The 16,958-nt window shown below is 51.1% G+C and carries 19 protein-coding genes; 9 read left to right on the top strand and 10 right to left on the bottom strand.

From position 1 onward, the window contains the following. Positions 1-80: 80 nt before the first annotated feature. Positions 81-491: a VanZ family protein gene (locus ACN0IC_RS07790; protein ID WP_416878206.1), complete on the top strand. Its 411-nt coding sequence runs from the start codon at positions 81-83 to the stop codon at positions 489-491. A 76-nt stretch (positions 492-567) separates the two neighbouring features. After that, positions 568-1,674, top strand: coding sequence for a hypothetical protein (locus ACN0IC_RS07785; RefSeq protein ID WP_416878205.1), 1,107 nt, complete (start codon positions 568-570; stop codon positions 1,672-1,674). 12 nt (positions 1,675-1,686) lie between these two features. Here ACN0IC_RS07785 and dut read toward each other — a convergent pair whose 3' ends face one another. From dut to ubiB, 7 genes are all read right to left on the bottom strand, one after another. Continuing rightward, positions 1,687-2,139, bottom strand: coding sequence for a dUTP diphosphatase (gene dut, locus ACN0IC_RS07780; RefSeq protein WP_416878204.1), 453 nt, complete (start codon positions 2,137-2,139; stop codon positions 1,687-1,689). A 136-nt stretch (positions 2,140-2,275) separates the two neighbouring features. Beyond that, entirely contained in the window at positions 2,276-2,788 is a 513-nt protein-coding gene (locus ACN0IC_RS07775; protein WP_416878203.1) for a hypothetical protein, read from the bottom strand. 3 nt (positions 2,789-2,791) lie between these two features. Beyond that, positions 2,792-4,015 (bottom strand): bifunctional phosphopantothenoylcysteine decarboxylase/phosphopantothenate--cysteine ligase CoaBC, encoded by a 1,224-nt coding sequence (coaBC, locus tag ACN0IC_RS07770; RefSeq protein WP_416878202.1) that lies wholly within the window; start codon positions 4,013-4,015, stop codon positions 2,792-2,794. A 169-nt stretch (positions 4,016-4,184) separates the two neighbouring features. Continuing rightward, positions 4,185-4,442 (bottom strand): hypothetical protein, encoded by a 258-nt coding sequence (locus ACN0IC_RS07765; protein ID WP_416878201.1) that lies wholly within the window; start codon positions 4,440-4,442, stop codon positions 4,185-4,187. A gap of 26 nt (positions 4,443-4,468) precedes the next feature. Then, a complete protein-coding gene (locus ACN0IC_RS07760; RefSeq protein WP_416878200.1) occupies positions 4,469-6,433 on the bottom strand; it encodes a DEAD/DEAH box helicase in 1,965 nt (654 codons plus the stop codon). Between the two features lie 406 nt (positions 6,434-6,839). Continuing rightward, a complete protein-coding gene (locus ACN0IC_RS07755) occupies positions 6,840-7,187 on the bottom strand; it encodes a hypothetical protein (protein ID WP_416878199.1) in 348 nt (115 codons plus the stop codon). A 1-nt stretch (position 7,188) separates the two neighbouring features. Then, entirely contained in the window at positions 7,189-8,745 is a 1,557-nt protein-coding gene (gene ubiB, locus ACN0IC_RS07750; RefSeq protein ID WP_416878198.1) for a 2-polyprenylphenol 6-hydroxylase, read from the bottom strand. A gap of 337 nt (positions 8,746-9,082) precedes the next feature. Between ubiB and ACN0IC_RS07745 the strand changes: the two genes are divergently transcribed. Then, the gene (locus ACN0IC_RS07745) at positions 9,083-10,117 is read left to right on the top strand and encodes a ribonucleotide-diphosphate reductase subunit beta (RefSeq protein ID WP_416878272.1); all 1,035 of its coding nucleotides are present in this window, start codon (positions 9,083-9,085) and stop codon (positions 10,115-10,117) included. Positions 10,118-10,215: 98 nt separating this feature from the next. After that, positions 10,216-10,995: a tyrosine-protein phosphatase gene (locus ACN0IC_RS07740; protein ID WP_416878197.1), complete on the top strand. Its 780-nt coding sequence runs from the start codon at positions 10,216-10,218 to the stop codon at positions 10,993-10,995. Positions 10,996-11,003: 8 nt separating this feature from the next. On the opposite strand, the gene ACN0IC_RS07735 is transcribed toward ACN0IC_RS07740, so the two are convergent. The 3 genes from ACN0IC_RS07735 to ACN0IC_RS07725 form a co-directional block, all read right to left on the bottom strand. Beyond that, a complete protein-coding gene (locus ACN0IC_RS07735; protein WP_416878196.1) occupies positions 11,004-11,624 on the bottom strand; it encodes a TadE/TadG family type IV pilus assembly protein in 621 nt (206 codons plus the stop codon). Positions 11,625-11,634: 10 nt separating this feature from the next. Beyond that, positions 11,635-12,219, bottom strand: coding sequence for a TadE/TadG family type IV pilus assembly protein (locus ACN0IC_RS07730; RefSeq protein ID WP_416878195.1), 585 nt, complete (start codon positions 12,217-12,219; stop codon positions 11,635-11,637). Between the two features lie 117 nt (positions 12,220-12,336). Next, entirely contained in the window at positions 12,337-12,924 is a 588-nt protein-coding gene (locus ACN0IC_RS07725; RefSeq protein ID WP_416878194.1) for a pilus assembly protein N-terminal domain-containing protein, read from the bottom strand. 319 nt (positions 12,925-13,243) lie between these two features. Between ACN0IC_RS07725 and ACN0IC_RS07720 the strand changes: the two genes are divergently transcribed. The 5 genes from ACN0IC_RS07720 (at position 13,244) to ACN0IC_RS07700 (ending at position 16,958) form a co-directional block, all read left to right on the top strand. Continuing rightward, positions 13,244-13,438 (top strand): Flp family type IVb pilin, encoded by a 195-nt coding sequence (locus tag ACN0IC_RS07720; protein ID WP_416878193.1) that lies wholly within the window; start codon positions 13,244-13,246, stop codon positions 13,436-13,438. 107 nt (positions 13,439-13,545) lie between these two features. Then, positions 13,546-13,731 carry a Flp family type IVb pilin gene (locus tag ACN0IC_RS07715; protein WP_416878192.1) on the top strand — a complete coding sequence of 62 codons (186 nt, stop codon included), beginning with the start codon at positions 13,546-13,548 and terminating at the stop codon, positions 13,729-13,731. A 94-nt stretch (positions 13,732-13,825) separates the two neighbouring features. Beyond that, a complete protein-coding gene (locus ACN0IC_RS07710; protein ID WP_416878191.1) occupies positions 13,826-14,332 on the top strand; it encodes an A24 family peptidase in 507 nt (168 codons plus the stop codon). Between the two features lie 263 nt (positions 14,333-14,595). Beyond that, entirely contained in the window at positions 14,596-15,456 is an 861-nt protein-coding gene (cpaB, locus tag ACN0IC_RS07705) for a Flp pilus assembly protein CpaB (protein ID WP_416878190.1), read from the top strand. Next, positions 15,456-16,958 (top strand): type II and III secretion system protein family protein, encoded by a 1,503-nt coding sequence (locus ACN0IC_RS07700; protein ID WP_416878189.1) that lies wholly within the window; start codon positions 15,456-15,458, stop codon positions 16,956-16,958. The genes cpaB and ACN0IC_RS07700 overlap by 1 nt, the downstream gene beginning before the upstream one ends.

Genomic DNA, 16,958 nt, shown 5'->3' with positions numbered 1-16,958 from the left:
GAATTCGGATTTCAAAAATTACATAGAATACCTCGCTTCACACGTGCTTTTGTAGAGCCTTCTGTTTAAGACCGATTGCGATGACCAAGACTACAATCAACCTGGCTTCAGAGACGAATAAGGCGACCTGGCTTAATTGGGGCATGAGAGCTCTGTTTGCGGCACTGGCGATTTTTATTTTGTGGAAATCTCTTGAGCCGTTTTATGGCCAGCCCGGCTCGCATTATATCGACAAAGTGCAGCATTTTCTGGCTTATTTTATCTTGAGCGGCTTAGCCCTTTTATCCCGCATGCCCCTGCGCCGGGTCAGTTTGCTCCTTGCCATTTTGGTTTTTAGCGCGGCGATAGAAATATTGCAGGGAGCAATGAATATGGGGCGAACTGCCTCCTTTGCGGATTTCCTGGCAAATCTGTCAGGCGTTCTGGTGGCATGGAGCGTTTGGAGAGTCGGTCAGCTCCTTTGGCATAAAAATGTCAAAAAAAATCGGTAGAGCGGTCAAGTTAGCACGAAACTTGCAGGGTCAGCTTACATGAAACCTGATAAACTGAACTTTTAAGGGACGAACCATGACGTCAATACAGCTTCGTAGCGGACTGATGGCCTCTTTTGCCACAGCCCTTTTGAGTGGAACCGCCTTTGCGGGAAACTCTTCCGGACCGGCCTATACGCCTGATCTTTTGCCTGCCAATCCCAATAGCGGGGAATGTTATGCCCGCGTCGAAATTCCGGCGCAGTATCAACACGGCTCAGAAACGGTCATGACCGAAGAGGGATATCAAACGCTTCAGGTTCTCCCGCCCGAGCTTGCGACGCGTCAGGAAGACGTCCTCGTGAAGGAGGCGTCTGTGCGCTATCAGGTGCGTCAGCCGACCTATAAATCTGTTACAGAGCAACTTTTGGTGCGTCCGTCTTATGACAAACTGACCGTATCCGCGCCGCAATTCTCGACGGTAACCGAAACGATTCAAACCTCTGCGCCGCGTCTGGTCTGGAAGCGAGGCAATCCCGGTAAATTAAGGGCGCAGGGTTATGTCATCCATTCGACCGCGGATGGCGGGCGCCATGGCCAAGGCTACAGCTCTACCATGCAATACGGCGAACAGGGCGGCGCGCAATGCGGCGAGATGTGCGAGATTTGGTGTCTGGTGGAAGAGCCGGGGCAGACCGCGTCTTACCAGCGTAAAGTCATGACCAATCCCGGGGGCGTGCAGCGCGTCACTGTTCCGGCCAAATATCAGACGATTACGAAACAGGTTGTGGCCGATCCCGGCGGCGTGACAGAAATTCCGATTCCGGCTGAATATCGCAGCTATACGGTTGAAGACGTCGTGCGTGAAGCCAGCGGGCAATATGTCGAGGTTCCGGCCAAATATGGGCAGGTTCAGACAAAAACGCTTGTCTCGCCGGAGCGCTATGAATGGCGCCGAGTCCTCTGCGCGCCCGGCAGCGGCGCAATCCGCCCGTCCGCGAGCTACCACAAGAGCGAAACCACAACGACTTATTCGTCAGGAACGCAATATAACGAATCCTTAGCCGGCGGCGTGACCACGCATCAGGGGAGGTATTCCTCCTCTCATCAACCGCGTGTTTATTCCGGCCCTGTCAGTAATACGGCTCATGGCTATCAGAGCTATGAGGCGCATCCTCAGGGACCAAAACGTTATCGGGACTAAGGTCTTTCTGGCTTAAGTCTGACCTGTTGATCCGAAGCCGCCCGCGCCGCGGTCGGTTTCGGAGAGCACGTCTACTTCGACAAATTCCGGCTGGGTAATCGGGGAAACCACCATTTGGGCGATCCGTTCGCCCCGGTGAATGGTGAAGGGCTCCTGTCCGTGATTAATCAGTAGGACTTTGACTTCTCCGCGGTAATCGGCGTCAATTGTGCCGGGCGTATTCAGACATGTGATGCCGTGCTTATAAGCGAGGCCGGAACGCGGCCGAATTTGCGCTTCATATCCGGCGGGCAGCGCCATGCAAAACCCTGTCGGGACAAGCGCGCGTTCCCCCGGCGCCAAAACCGTCGGGGCGCTGTCACTTACGGCGGCGCGAAGATCCGCTCCGGCCGCCAATACCGTTTCAAAGGCCGGAAGCTTGAGACCTTCAAAATGATCTAATGTCTTGAATTCCACGCGAATCATGAGGGTCCCTTCACAGTCTTGCAATATGGAAAATGTCTAGGGGAAGGGGCCGCTCTTCGCCAGTCAGCTTTGTGTATCAGTCGTGGACAAGTGTCCATTTAAACGCGCTATTACGGCGAAGATGAAGCTTTGAAAATTACTTATCCTGCTGTTTTTTCATATCATCAAACATCGCCAGACGTTTCACGAGTAAAGCCTCTGATTCTTCACTTAGGCCGGGGCCCTTATAATCATGGCGGAACGCACCGTCCTTGTAATAAACGGAGACCAAATCGGTATCCTGGCTTTCAAAACTTTGAGACAGGAAGAATGGAATACCCGTGGCGACTATCGGAAAATCCTTTTTAGTCGGAATGACATCCACCCGTTTACACATAACGGCCTGAATAGGTTTTTCGTTGACCGTAACAATAGGGTCGGTGTCTTCCTGGTAAACTGAAATTAAAAAGTCTTCGGCAGGGCGGTAACTGGCGATTTGAGCGCCGCCGCGGCCTGATTCATCTGCAATGGTCTGCATCAGGACAATTTCACAATCGGAATTTTTGGGAGCGGATTTTTCTGCGGCAGAGGCCAAAGCGGGGCTGATGGCCAAGAGGCTGAAAGTCAGAAAGGCAGGGGCGATACGCCGCGTCAGAGTAGATGTTTTCATCGTTTAATGTCCCGTCAGGGCCTCCGATATTTTTGCGGCCAGTTTTCTGGCGGCCGCTTGTTTGTCCAGTCGAGGCCATTCGGTCTCTGTCTCCGGCGTGACCAGCACCATTACATTATGATCGCCCCCCATAACGTCTCCTGAGACGTCATTGGCGACAATCCAGTCACATTTTTTACGCAGACGCTTGGCGCGGGCATTTTCGACCACGTCATTTGTTTCTGCTGCGAAGCCTATAACGAGTTCCGGTCTGCCTTGTTCCATATGCGATACAGTCTTCAATATATCCTGGTTTTCCATCAGCATAAGCGGCGGCGGGCCATCTCCTTGCTTGTCCTTTTTGACTTTAAGGTCCGCGCACACTGTCGGGCGCCAATCGGCGACGGCGGCGACGCTGACAAAGACATCTACTGGCAAAGCGGCCTGAACTTCGCTCATCATCTCCTCGGCCGTTTCTATATCAATGCGTTTCACACCCATAGGGCAGGGTAAATGAACGGGGCCTGAAATAAGGGTGACGTCCGCCCCCAGTTCAGACAGGGCCGCTGCAATCGCATAACCCTGCTTGCCGGAAGAGTGATTGGAGAGATAACGCACGGGATCAATGGCTTCGCGCGTCGGACCGGCGGTAATGAGCGCCTTTTTCCCTTTTAAAAGTAGATCTTTCTTCTCCCCGTCAATATGCGTGACGCCTTTCAGCGCGTCCTCAATGGCGTCCGCTATCGTTTCGGGTTCTGCCATGCGGCCATCGCCAAATTCGCCGCACGCCATATCGCCGCTATCCGGGCCTACAAAAAGCTGGCCGTCATTTCGGAGGGTCTGAATATTGCGCTGGGTCGCAGCGTGTTCCCACATGCGCACATTCATGGCGGGGGCGAAGAGGACGCGTTTATCGGTCGCCAGCAGGGTCGTTGTGGCGAGATCCCCTGCCAGGCCGTGCGCGGCCTGTGCGAGAATATTCGCGGTCGCAGGCGCGACAACGACTAAATCGGCGGAGCGCGAGAGCTCTATATGCCCCATTTCGGCTTCGTCGGTTAAGTCCCAGAGGTCTGAATAAACCTTATCCCCGGAGAGCGCTCCGGCAGAGAGTGGCGTCACAAATTCTTTCCCGCCGCGCGTCAGGATAACCCGGCTTTCAATCCCGCGTTTGGCGAGAACGCGGATGAGAAATAGCGATTTATAAGCTGCAATGCCGCCGCCAATGATAAGGAGTACCCGTTTTGTCATGGAGGGAGTTTAGAGGGTGGGGACTGGCGTGGAAAGAGGGATTTGCGGTAGGGAGAATTGTCCAGGTCAGGAGAAAAAAGATTTAAGAATGTGCCGCCCTAAATCTGATGGAAAATAGAGCGGCACGATTTTGACTAGGCCGTGCCCCGGCGACCTTGTCGCCTAAGTTTTATTTCTTAGGTTTAGGTTGCGCGCCTTTATGGTCTGGACCTTTTTTAGGGTTTGTGTCGGAAGGAGCCGTCTTTGTAGGTTTGCCGGCTGTCTTAAATTTATCTGCCATGACAATCACTTTCGTCAAAGGGGAAAACACCCCGTAGCGGGACGAGATATCCCGCGCCTTAAAAATACGCTTCTGGTAAATTCTGACAAGATGGATTTTATTCGGCGCGCCCAGAATCGGGTTAAATTTTAGAGAGCTGAGGGACATAGTTTTGCACTAAAAAATGCACGCGCTCACCGCCGATCTTTCTTGCGTGTGCTTTTCCGTTGTCCTTTTTTCACGCCTCCGGATTTGGCTTTCAAGGCCGCGGCGCGGGCGAGTTTCTTCTTATGAGGCTTTTTAGGATTTCCGCCAGACTCCTTAGAAGCGTTAGATTCTCCAGTGTTGCCTTCAGTTTTTACCCGGGGTTTCCGCTTTAGGCTGGCTTCCTCGTAAAAAGTTTTATTTGTCGGTTTGCCTTTGAAATTGCTTTTCGGCTTATTCCCCTGAGGCGCGTCTTTCTTTCCCTTGGCGTCATTCGATTTACGTCTGGGCTTATCCGTCTTGCGCGATTTATCAGGCGAGTGTCCGGGCGTTCGGAAATCGGGTAGACCTTCTAACCGGGTGGCGGTGATGGCTTTTTCGATTTTTCCGTCCGGGCCGATGGTTTCGATAAATTGATCTACGGCTCCGCTCTCCAGCTCTATGAAGGTCTGGGTTTCGGTGATTTTAATCGCGCCGATTTCTGGTTTTTTTAGCCCGCCGGATTTGAGCAGCATAGGCAATATCCATTTCGGCTCGGCCTTTTGTTTTCGGCCTAAATTCAGCGCAAACCACACGCCATCCGTAAAATCATTTCGTATCTTGGATTTTGCTCCGCCGCGATCGTCTTTGCCGGGAGTATAGGCTGCGTTGGATAATTCTTCGGGGGCAGATTGGCCCTCACGGGTTTTTCGTATGAAGGCGGTGGCGATATGTTCCGGCGAATGTGCTTTCAGAAGCCGCTTTACCAAAGTGCGCTCCTCTTCGGTGACTTCACTGACCAAAGTCATATTATCGAGCAAGCGTTCGTTATCGCGTTTTATGATTTCATCAGCCGCGGGAGGCACGCCCCAATCAGCGGTTATATTGGCGTCGCGGAGCAGTCGTTCGGCGTTGCGGCGACGATTAGGCGTTACGATAAGAGCAGAGACGCCTTTGCGGCCCGCTCGTCCGGTCCGCCCAGAACGGTGAAGCAATGCTTCGCGGTTTTTGGGCACGTCGGCGTGAATGACAAGTTCCAGATCCGGAAGGTCCAAGCCCCGCGCCGCCACATCCGTCGCAATACAGACTTGCGCCCGCCCGTCCCTTAGGGCCTGAAGGGCTTGGCTGCGTTCGGCCTGGGAAAGCTCTCCGGATAGGGCGACAACTGAAAACCCGCGATTGTTAAATCGCTGGGTCATCCGGTTCACGGCAATCCGCGTATCGCCAAAGACGATCGCGTTTTTGGCATTATAAAACCGCAAGACATTGATAATAGCGTTTTCGCGGTCGTCAGAGGCGACCGTCATGACGCGGTATTCAATGTCCAAATGCTGCTTGGCTTCGGCGGCGGTATTCACGCGCACGGCGTTACGTTGATATGTCTTGGTCAGGCCCAATATGGTTTTAGGCACCGTCGCCGAAAACATGAGCGTGCGGCGCTCATCAGGGGCGGCGCCGAGAATAAGCTCCAACTCTTCGCGGAACCCCATTTTCAGCATTTCATCTGCTTCGTCGAGAACGATGGCTTTGAGCTGGGTCATATTCAGCGAGCCGCGCTTGATGTGGTCGCAAAGCCGTCCGGGCGTTCCGACCACAATATGCGCGCCTTGCGACAAGGCCCGGCGCTCATCGCGCATATCCATACCGCCTACGCAGCTCGCGGTCTTGGCGCCGGCTTGTTTATAGAGCCAGTCCAGTTCGCGTTTGACCTGCAAGGCGAGTTCCCGTGTGGGGGCAATCGCTAAAGCCATAGGGGCGTCGGCTTGAAAAAAACTTTCCTCATCCCCTAATAGAGTCGAGGCCATAGCCAAGCCAAAGGCAACCGTTTTCCCCGAGCCCGTCTGGGCGGAGACCAAAACGTCTTGGTCAAGCAATTTCGGGTCGAGCACCGCATTTTGAACGGGCGTCAAAGCGCTATAGCCTTTTTTCGCTAAGGCCTCAGCGAGCGCCGGGTGCGCGTGGGTTATGTTGGACATTTAAGTGGTCTTTCTGGCCGCAGAAAAAATGGCGGCACCTTCGCCGCGCCCTCTATGGGGTTTAAGCGCGTTTGCATAGAGAGGAGTTCAGTGGCTGGTGGCGCTGATAGCCAATTAGCCTCACTTCGCGTAAGTATTCGAAACAGCAGTAAATATTAGGTCGTCAGGATTCAGAGAGGTTTCGTCATAGTCCTTATCTCGTCATTACAAGGCCAATCGCTAATTTGATCCCCGATCAAATTTTGACGCTCATACCTTGTAATCCATCTCCCAAACCTATCAGACAGTATGTCAGGTCAGTATTCTGGATAATTCTGCAGGATATCCTTTTTAAAAGTTCACGAGGTAAAATCAGAAACACCCGGAGATGGATTGCAAGAACGGGGTCTTGCAATGACGGGGCGGCTTAAATTAATTCTTTTGCTTTCAAACGAAGACGGTCCAAAATTTCAGAACCTTCCTCAGTCAACGGCAAGTGAATTTGAGCGGCTTGCTGACGAATATATTCAAGTTGAGAGTTAGAGATTTTCATACTGATAAAGTCATCCCACTCATAGGGATCTCCTTCATTTTCTAGAAAATTATCAAAAATTTCTAATACTTCTTGCGCGGAACGATTTACGGGTTTCGAAAACGGCAGAGTTAATAAAGCTAAGACCATCGCGGCGGGAACAATAAAAATGAACGCAGCCATGCCTAAGAAATTACGAATAATTGAGTTTTCTTTGCTTATTAAAGTACGCGACTCCATCATCCTAAAACTGCCCCGCTGCCCAGGCGCTCCCGAGCGCAATCACCGCGCCGGCGCCCAGATAGGCGACGGGCTTCATAACACTTCTTTTGGGCGTCACAGGGTCTTTTTGCGGGGAGAGGTCTATGTCTCCGTCGGCCCAGGCTTGGGCGAGCCGCGCGATATTGTCTGTGGCGTCGGGGAGGGTGCGAAGGGTTTTGCCTGTGCGCTCCAACCCGTCGAGGAGGTCGTTGATATAGCGCTCGGGGCCAAGCTCGCGTCTGACAGCTTTTTCGACGATAGGCCTCGCGGCGTCCCACATGTCGAAATTCGGGTCGAGGCGGCGGGCGACGCCTTCGGCCTGCATCATGGTTTTTTGCAAAAGAATTAATTGCGGTTGCATCTCCATGTCAAAAATTTCGGTGATTTCGAGCAGCTGCATCAGCACTTTGGCCATGGAGACGTCTTCGGCCTTTTTACCGAATATAGGCTCCCCCACAGCGCGGAGAGCGCTCGCAAACTCTTCAATGGAATGATGCGGCGGGACATAACCTATGTCGAAATGGACTTTGGCTATTTTATAATAATCGCGCTGCAGAAATCCGTAGAGCGTGTCTATCTCAAACCGGATTTCCTCTTCGCCCAGACGCCCTAGAATCCCGAAATCGAGCAGGACCAAATTGCCGTCCCTATCGACGATCAAATTGCCTTCATGCATGTCCGCGTGGAAAACACCGAAGTTAAAGGTGGAGGCGAGGAAGCTTTGAATAACTTTCCGGGCCAGGCCAATTCGGTCTATTTCCGGATTGGTCAGCATTTCGGGCGAGGAGAAATACACCCCGTCTATCCATTCGCTGACGAGAACGTTTTTTCCGACGAGATCCCAATAAAGCGTTGGGACCCGGAAGAGCTTGGTTTCCTCGGACACTTCGGTGAGCTCGGATTGCGCAGCGGCTTCAAGCCGTAAGTCAAGCTCAAGCATAACGGCGCGGCGGGCCTCTTTGACGAAATCTTTGGGACGTAATCTACGAAGGGACGGAACGGCTTTATGCGCCAGATTGGCGACGAGCTGAATCACATCCATATCGCGGGTCATGCGCCGGACAATGTTGGGCCGTAGAACTTTGACAGCCACGGTTTCGCCGCTATGCAGCACACCTTTATGAACCTGCGCAACGGACGCTGCCGCGATGGGCTCGCTCAGAGATTTCAAATGGGTCTTCCAAGGCACGCCCCATTCCTGGGCGATCATCGCTTCGGCCTTTTCCATGGGGAAGGGCGGAACCTTATCTTTCAGGCGGGACAGACCTTCGGCAAATTCGGGATCGAACATATCACCGCGTGTGGACAGGATCTGCCCGAACTTGATATAGGCCGGACCGAGGTCTTCGAGGGCGTTGGCAAACCGCTCTCCTGCATTTCCTTTACGATTTCCGATGGAAAATATGCGAGAAATTCCGCCCACAATGCGGACGGGCCAGGGAACGAGCGGCGCGTATTCCACAGGCACGAGCGAATCGTGGCGGATGAGCACCCATCCTGTCCGCATGAGCCGGAAAAATGTCGCGACAGATTTTATCATGAAACGCCTTTGAACATGGGCCGCTTATATGACAGGTGCGGCGCGGCGGATAGGGTCAAATCAGACCATTTTGACGCGCCTCTCTGTTTGAAAAGGGCTTACTTTTTTCATCTCAAATTTTGAGGGATTTTATACACAGGGTTTGCATAAAAAAATTCAGGCTAAAATCAGGGCGTTATTGCGGCGTCGGAGATTTACGTCCACTTTGGCATTGATTCAAAGGGCGCCCTATATATGGTGTGTCTTGTTGCAAATCTGTCAAGATGTTGCATTTATCAGAAAAAAGACCTCGGGCGGGGTCATGAAACGGCGGCAGGGAGAGCAAGCTATGGGCAAGATGGAATTTTTAAAAGATCCGAAATCAGGACTGTTGACTCCGAGTCACAGTTATAAGCCCTTTCGCTATCCATGGGCTTATGATTTCTGGCAGAAGCAGCAGCAAGTTCACTGGATGCCCGAAGAAGTGCCGCTGGGCGAAGATCTGAAAGACTGGTCCACCAATTTGACAGATGTCGAGCGTAACCTGCTGACGCAAATTTTCCGTTTCTTTACGCAATCCGATGTCGAAGTCGGCGCGAATTACATGGAAAACTACATGCCGCTGTTTAAACCGGTGGAGGTGCGCATGATGCTCGCCTCTTTCTCCAACATGGAGACCATTCATATCGCGGCTTATGCATTATTGCTTGAGACAATCGGTATGCCGGACTCCGAATTTTCCGCTTTTATGGAATATGAGGAAATGGCCGCCAAACACGATTATCTTGGTAAATTCGGCGTTGAGACGGAAAAAGACATTCTGACGTCCATGGCCGTTTTCGGCGGATTTACAGAAGGGCTACAGCTCTTTGCCTCCTTCGCCATGTTAATGAATTTCCCGCGCCTGAATAAAATGAAGGGCATGGGCCAGATTGTAACCTGGTCTATTCGCGATGAAAGCCTGCACTGCGAAGGCATGATCAAGCTGTTCCACACTTTCGCCAAGGAAACCGGCGCGCTGACGCCGGCCGTCGCCGATGACATTGCCGATTGTTGCCAGACCGTGGTTAAACTCGAAGATAAATTTATTGATCTGGCTTTTGAGATGGGGCCGGTCGAGGGCATGACGTCGGAAGATATCAAAGCCTATATCCGTTATATCGCCGATTGGCGGATGAATCAGCTTGGCTTGCCGAAAATTTACGGCACGAAAGAGCATCCTTTGCCTTGGCTCACGGAAATCACCAATGGCGTGGAACATGCCAATTTCTTCGAGGCCCGTTCGACCGAATATTCCAAAGGCGCCACGGGCGGCCAGTGGCACGGCGAGGACGGCGTCTGGGGACAATTTGAAAAAATGCGCGCTAAAAAAGCCGTTGAAGACGCGGTTTAGCCCGGATCAGTCCCTTACGTGAGAAAAGACCCGGCTTGCACTGCGCAGGCCGGGTCTTTTCTTTTGTGAAAACGGAGCCACCCTGCTAGTCGAAGCGCATGGAAGACCGCGTCAAACCTTTTAAAACCATTCTGAATTTCCGGGATTTCGGGCACTATGAAACCGTGGACGGGGCGAAAGTCGCCCGTGACAAGTTATTTCGCTCGGCGCATTTGAATAATCTGGACGATGCGGAATTGGCCGCGATCGCTGACATGAATATCGGACTGGTGGTGGACCTTCGCCATAAGCCCGAACGCACTCGTCAACCGTCACGTTATCCCATAGAGGATGAAGCGCGCGTCCTGGTCTATATTGACCCGCCGGAATATAAGGCGGCCAAGACCGCGCCGCATGAAGCCTTTATGGAGCAAGAGCTTAATACGCCTGAAGACGCGCATAATTATATGATGAAATCCTATTCTCTTCGGGCCGGAGATAAGGGATTTCAGGATATTTTCCGTGATACACTGCATCACATGGCGGAAACGGGCGATGCCATTTTGGTACATTGCGCGGCTGGAAAAGACAGAACCGGTACTCTGGTGGCGCTGATACAGGGTCTATTGGGCGTGCCGGCGAAAGATATTCGAGAAGACTACATGCTCACAAACAAAGCCGTGGACATCGAAGGTTTTCTTGAGCCAGCGTCAAAGGCGTTCACCAAACGATATGGACGCGCTATCGCGCCTGACGCCTTACGTCCAATGTTTGGCGTCAAGGCCGATTATCTGGACTCAGCTCTGGATCAGATGGGCGATTTGCGAAAATATGCGCAGGATATATTAGGGCTAAGTGATCAGGATATCACGAAACTCCGCGATCATTATCTGGAATAGGTAACCTGTTAAGAACAGGAAACCGTTCGGCCCGACGCTGTGCAACTAAAGCTTTTTCCGCTGGCCGAGCCAAAGGTCACTTCGGTGGATCGCCGCGGCTTTAGAATGAAGGTATCAGACATTGTAAAGTCCTGTTTCATATACATAAATTTCAAAGGTGTATAATTATACGCAATGCGGGCGACGACTATTCCGGAATTTTCATTCATCATGGAATTGTCAACACTGGCCGGATCAAAACTGGGTAATGACGCAGATCCGTTATTCATGACGGCCGAGCCGACAAGGGTATTCTTTCCATCAGAATCCCGCGCCCAACTGTCAATCTGAATAGTCGCCCCGGAGGCATTTTCAATATTCATGACGCGAATAGTGGCCGAAAGCACATCTTCAAGGTCTTCTTTATCAATATTTGAGGTTTGTGAGGCGAGGTCGCCAATCACATTTGTGGCATGCGACACAGACCGATCCACCGCAACAGCCGAGGCGATTTCTGCGAGGCCAAAATACATCGAGATGAGCAAAGGCGCGAGAATGGCAAATTCAATGGCGGCTAAACCGTCTTCATTTTTCCGAATTCCGGAAACGCTCTGTTGTAGGCGCGTTTTAAGGGTCAGTTTCTTATTCATCTTTTCACCTTTAAGACGGGCAGACGCCAGCGGTTGAGAAAGGTTCATTTCGAAAAGCGGTCGAAGATTGAAGCTCGCGGATTCCGCTGCCTTTTCTCGTTTCCAAACGGGTCAAAGCAGCCGGCATAGCTAGGGAATAATAATAGATCGCTCTCGCGACGACAGGTTCTCCGCCGACAGTGTTGGCAACTGTGCCATTCGGTACAGATGAATCTGTGTCTTCAGCTTCTGGAGGATCTGGAAGCACTATACTTTGGAAACTTGTACCGGTTTCGACATCAACGCGGAGACGATCCGCGCATCGACCAATACTGGCCATATTGGAACAGACAAGTTCTTTGAATTTTTCTGCCTTGTCGCCACCGCAGGCTTGAAAATTGCCCACCCGAATCTGTCGACCGGCTTCTCCAACGGCGTGAGTCATGCTCGCATTTAGAAACAGGACAATGGCCAATTCCAAGATGCCGAAAATAAGCATGAAAAAGGGAATGGCCAGCAAGCCAAATTCAATTGCAGCCGAGCCCTCTCCATTGCGAAGATAGGTTTTGGCCCGGGAGTGCAAACGTCCAAGGGCGTTATAAGCAGGCAGAGTCATAATTCATCCCACAAAGATTATTTATAAGACTAGGGAAAAGAGCTTAAATTTAGACCAAGAAACACCCTTAATAGAGACTGAATTTCATTGAAGATCTGCTGAAAAAATTTAAAAAATCTAAAATTCAGTGCCTTGGGAGGCAGGGCCGGGACCTATCGGGCCAGGGCCAGTTTGTTCTGCATTAAAGCCGCCACCTGCTCCCGGAAAACCCTGATTTCCTATGCCTTGGGCTCCGAGAGCCTCAGAGGAAATGATGCGGCGTTCACTGGAGGTAAAATCCCCAATAAAATCGGGTGAGTCGCCTAAAACAGGGGCGGGCTGGCAAGAAGGTGTGCAATTATAACTTTGCCGGTTACCTCTGTTGAAGACACGTACGCTTTGCGAGGAAACCGACTGAGACACTTGAATATTTGTGTCCATTAGGGTTTGCCCCTGCCGATCCAGAATGATTAGGTTGGTTTCTCCATAGCCTCGTCCAACGACAAATAATGTATCAGCGGCATGAACAGACACATCTGCGATGGACGGGTTACCAATAACAACAGCTCCGGCGGAGGCCGGGAGGCGGAGAATTTGCGTTTTATTCAGCTCCACCTGATAGGCTTGACCGTTCGTCATATATTGACCGGCTACGGCCAAAGGAGAGAGAGACAATAGGCCGACTGCCGCCGCTGTTCCTAAAATCAATGATGATATTTTCTGCATATAAGCCTCCGGCATTCGGGGCCTGTCTATAGCCATGTGGTGAATGAAGCGTTTACAAATGGCCCGCGGAAGCAGGATTTTGCATTATTTATTTGGCTTACATTATATATAGGAGAAAATTGTCAGATAATTTAATGCCAAAATCCCATAAAAACTGGGGATTTTGGATGTTTTTATCAGAAAAAACGAAATTAATTACAAATTTACCACGTCTCCTAACCGGCTCGTAATTCATCTCCCCTATAAGTCATCTCATCAGGGAAAACCCTGTAATTGGGATTGTCCCTTTATAATTGACTAGCATACGTGGGAGTAAGTTATGCAAAATTTAGTAAACCGTTTTATTCAAGACGAATCCGGCGCAACCGCCATTGAATATGGCCTGATCGCAGCCCTCATCGCTGTGGCCCTTATCGGCGGCGCAACGCAACTTGGTTCAGCAATTGACACAAAATTCAATGACGCTGCAACATCTGTTTCCGGTGCTACAGAAAACACTGGTACATCCGGTTAATCGCCATAAAATTAAGTCGAATTTAATTCGATTGTATTATTTGAAAGCTGCAACTTCGGTTGCAGCTTTTTTTATGCTCGTTGAGAGCTTTTCCACCGAGGGGCACAATGAAATTATTTCAAACATTTCTAAAAAATGAAACCGGCGCGACGGCGGTAGAATATGGTCTGATTGCAGCCCTTATTGCAGTGGCTCTGATCGGGGGCGCATCCGCCCTTGGAACCTCACTTGACGGAATTTTTAATAATGCAGGTGAAGGTCTGAATTCGGCTGAAGCTCCAGGAACATCTTAAATCCAATCAAACTGATCCTCAATTTGAATGTGGGAAACCCAATATTAAGACTGTTTCGCTATTCCGACCTAAAATAATTAGTCGGTAGAGTCAGATGATATTTCCATTTCTTATATTTTTCGGGTTTTCTATTTGTATGATTATGGCGGCCATCAAAGATGCCGCAATCATGAAAATTCCGAATTGGATCAGCTTGCTGACAATTGCCCTCTTTTTTATCATGATGCCTTTTGCCTGGACGGGTTTTCCTGCCTTTGGAGAACACCTCCTTGTTGGATTGGTTGTTTTTGCCGCCGGGTTTGCCATGTTTGCTCTGGGTTGGCTCGGCGGGGGCGATGCGAAACTTATGGCCGCGACCTCTCTCTGGTGGGTGTGGAGTGATTTGATCATGTATATATTCTATACGGGCGTGATAGGTGGTGTTTTGGCTCTTTTGATGCTGGTCGGGCGCAAATACGCTCCGGTGTGGCTTTCCACCTCTTCCTGGGGATACGGTCTTTTCAAGGAAGAAAAGAAAATGCCGTATGGCCTTGCTCTGGCGGGCGGCGCGCTTTTGACTTTGCCGCAGAGCGCAATTTTTAATGCGGCGCTTGGTTTATAATATCTAAAATTGTATATCTGAGTGTTTTAGACTTTCAGACCGGCTCTTTCAGGCGAAGAGCGCCTTGGCAATAAGTCGTCTGTCAGGAGTCTAATCGAGGGTTGAAGGTCAAATAATCAATAAATTTCAGTGTTTTCCCTCTGTTTTCTCTGCCCTGTTAACTAATTCTTTGCCGTCCCTTTTTACATCTTAACCATACTTTATCGAATCTCTGTCTAAGAGAGTCGTAATGAATTCTGACTATTCCGGTCATGTGAGGGGTTATGGACAGCTCAAAACTTATAAAAGTGGCGATTCTGGGCGGCACAGCTCTCGTCTTGTGGTTTGCCATACAGAAATTTGCGGCGCCCGCCCCAACGACCAATGAGGTCGCGCCCGTTGTTGAACAAGTCGAATATGTCGAAGTTTTGGTGGCGAACGCGAATGTCCCGCTAGGGACTCGCCTTACGGCGGATCACCTCTCCTGGAAGCCTTGGCCAAAGGAAAATGTTCAGCCAAACCTGATTACGAATGAGGAAAGTGATCGCCCCGAAGCTATTCAGGAACTGGAAGGCTCTATCGTAAGAGCTGAAATTTTCGAAGGTGAACCGATCAATGAGTCTAAGTTAGTTCGCGCCGGCGATTCCGGTGTGATGGCGGCGATGTTAAGCCCGGGTATGCGAGCCGTGACGACGCGTATTTCAGTTGAGACAGCGGCAGGTGGATTTATTCAGCCTGGCGACCGCGTTGACATTATTATTACCGAGAAATTCAGTCTTCAAAGCAATAATTCCGGGACACAAGGCTCAACCGGCATTATTCGGGATGAAGTCAATATTGCCAATATTCTGTTTGAAAACGTTCAGGTTCTCGCCATTGATCAGACTTACGCGACCGATCCGGAGGGCGAAGCCTTTGTTATCGGGTCTACCGCAACTTTTGAGCTAAGCCCGTCTGATGCCACTCTCTTACAGGAAGCCCAGTCTTCCGGAGAAATCAGTCTGGCCTTGCGCGGGCTGAATGCGTCGCGGATGAGCGCCCCGAGTGCGGCGAAACGGACTGTCTACGAAGAAGAAGCGCCGCCATCTGACCTTGTTGTTTACCGCTCGGGCGAGCCGCAACGCGTCGCGATAAGGGGTCAATAATGAAGACTATTCGCCAATCCATCAAAAAGACGATGGAGAATATTTCCATCCGCCGCGCGGCCTTAAGTGGGGTCGGTCTGAGTCTGGCTGCGATTATGAGCGTCTCAGCTCAGGCAAATACGCGCTCATACGCCGATATGAGCGCCGTCAAGGCCAGCTCCCTATCCGTCTCCAGCCAAAGCGCCAATGAACGCAATATTATTCTGCCTTATGGAAAGTCCACGGTTATCGAACTTCCTCAAGGTATACAGGACGTCATCGTGTCCAATCCGGATGTGGTCGAAGCGGTGGTGCACACTTCGACACGGACAGTTTTGATCGGTAAACAGGCCGGACAGACAAATGCCTATTTTTACGGACAAAACGATCAGGAGCTGCTTAATCTGAACATACGTGTTGAACGCGATATATCAGAGCTGAATCAGCTAATTCGTAAAAATGCCTCTGACGCAGAAGTTGAGGTGCAGGCCATTCATAACAATATCCTTCTGACAGGCTCTGTTCAAAATGCGGCTTCGGCGGATAGAATTGAAAAACTGGCCAAGCTTTGGCTAAACGAAATCGCCACCGGGACATATGAACCTGGCGAGGTTGTCAATCTCATGTCGATTGAAGGCCGTGACCAGGTCATGCTCAAGGTCCGCATTGTCGAAATGCAGCGCTCGGTCACCAAACAGCTTGGCTTTAATATCGGAGCGGTGGCTCAGTTGGGCGAATCCACCGTTTCTCTGGTCAGTAATGCCGGACTAGGCGCCATGGCAGGTTTGTCAGGAGAGGCGACTGTTCGCCCCGCCGGCGGCGATATCACCTCATTAACAGGCGCCATTCAGGCCTTGGAACGTGTCGGCCTTATTCGAACTTTGGCCGAGCCGAGCCTGACCGCAATTTCAGGCGAAACAGCCAATACGCTAATCGGCGGCGAATTCCCTCTTTTGACAAATGTTTTTCTGGATGAATTTGGGCGAACTCAGCGCGAATTTGAATTCAAACCTTACGGCGTCTCTCTCGGTTTTACCCCGGTTGTCCTCAGTGAAGGTTTGATTTCCCTGAATATTTCAACCGAAGTTTCAGAGCCCACAACGGAAGGTTCCTTTGAAACGGGAGGGATTTCCTCTGATATTCTGGGCTTACGGGTCAGACGCGCCAATACAGTCGTCGAAATGCCAGCCGGTGGCAGCCTGGTTATCGCCGGGCTCATCCGTGAGGAAAGCCGGAGCTCCAGTGACGGCACGCCCGGCGCCAAAGATATACCCGGTTTGGGGGCCCTTTTCCGAAATAGCGACTCCACCAATACGCAAACCGAACTGGTTGTGATCGTGACGCCTTACCTTGTCGATGCGACCCATCCGGATAAGCTTCAAACACCGCTTGATGGATATGTTCCGCCTTCCGACGGCGAGTCCATTCTCTTGGGCCGTTTGAACAAGGTTTATTCAGAAGATGGCCAGCCAAGAATTTCACAACCTGCCCTGGGCGGGCCCTTTGGGCATGTGGTGGATTAG

The sequence above is a fragment of the Litorimonas sp. genome, from assembly GCA_029936425.1.
Lineage (GTDB): Bacteria > Pseudomonadota > Alphaproteobacteria > Caulobacterales > Maricaulaceae > Litorimonas.
The sequence above is the reverse complement of the archived record's forward strand: the minus strand, read 5'-3'. Positions and strand labels throughout refer to the sequence as shown.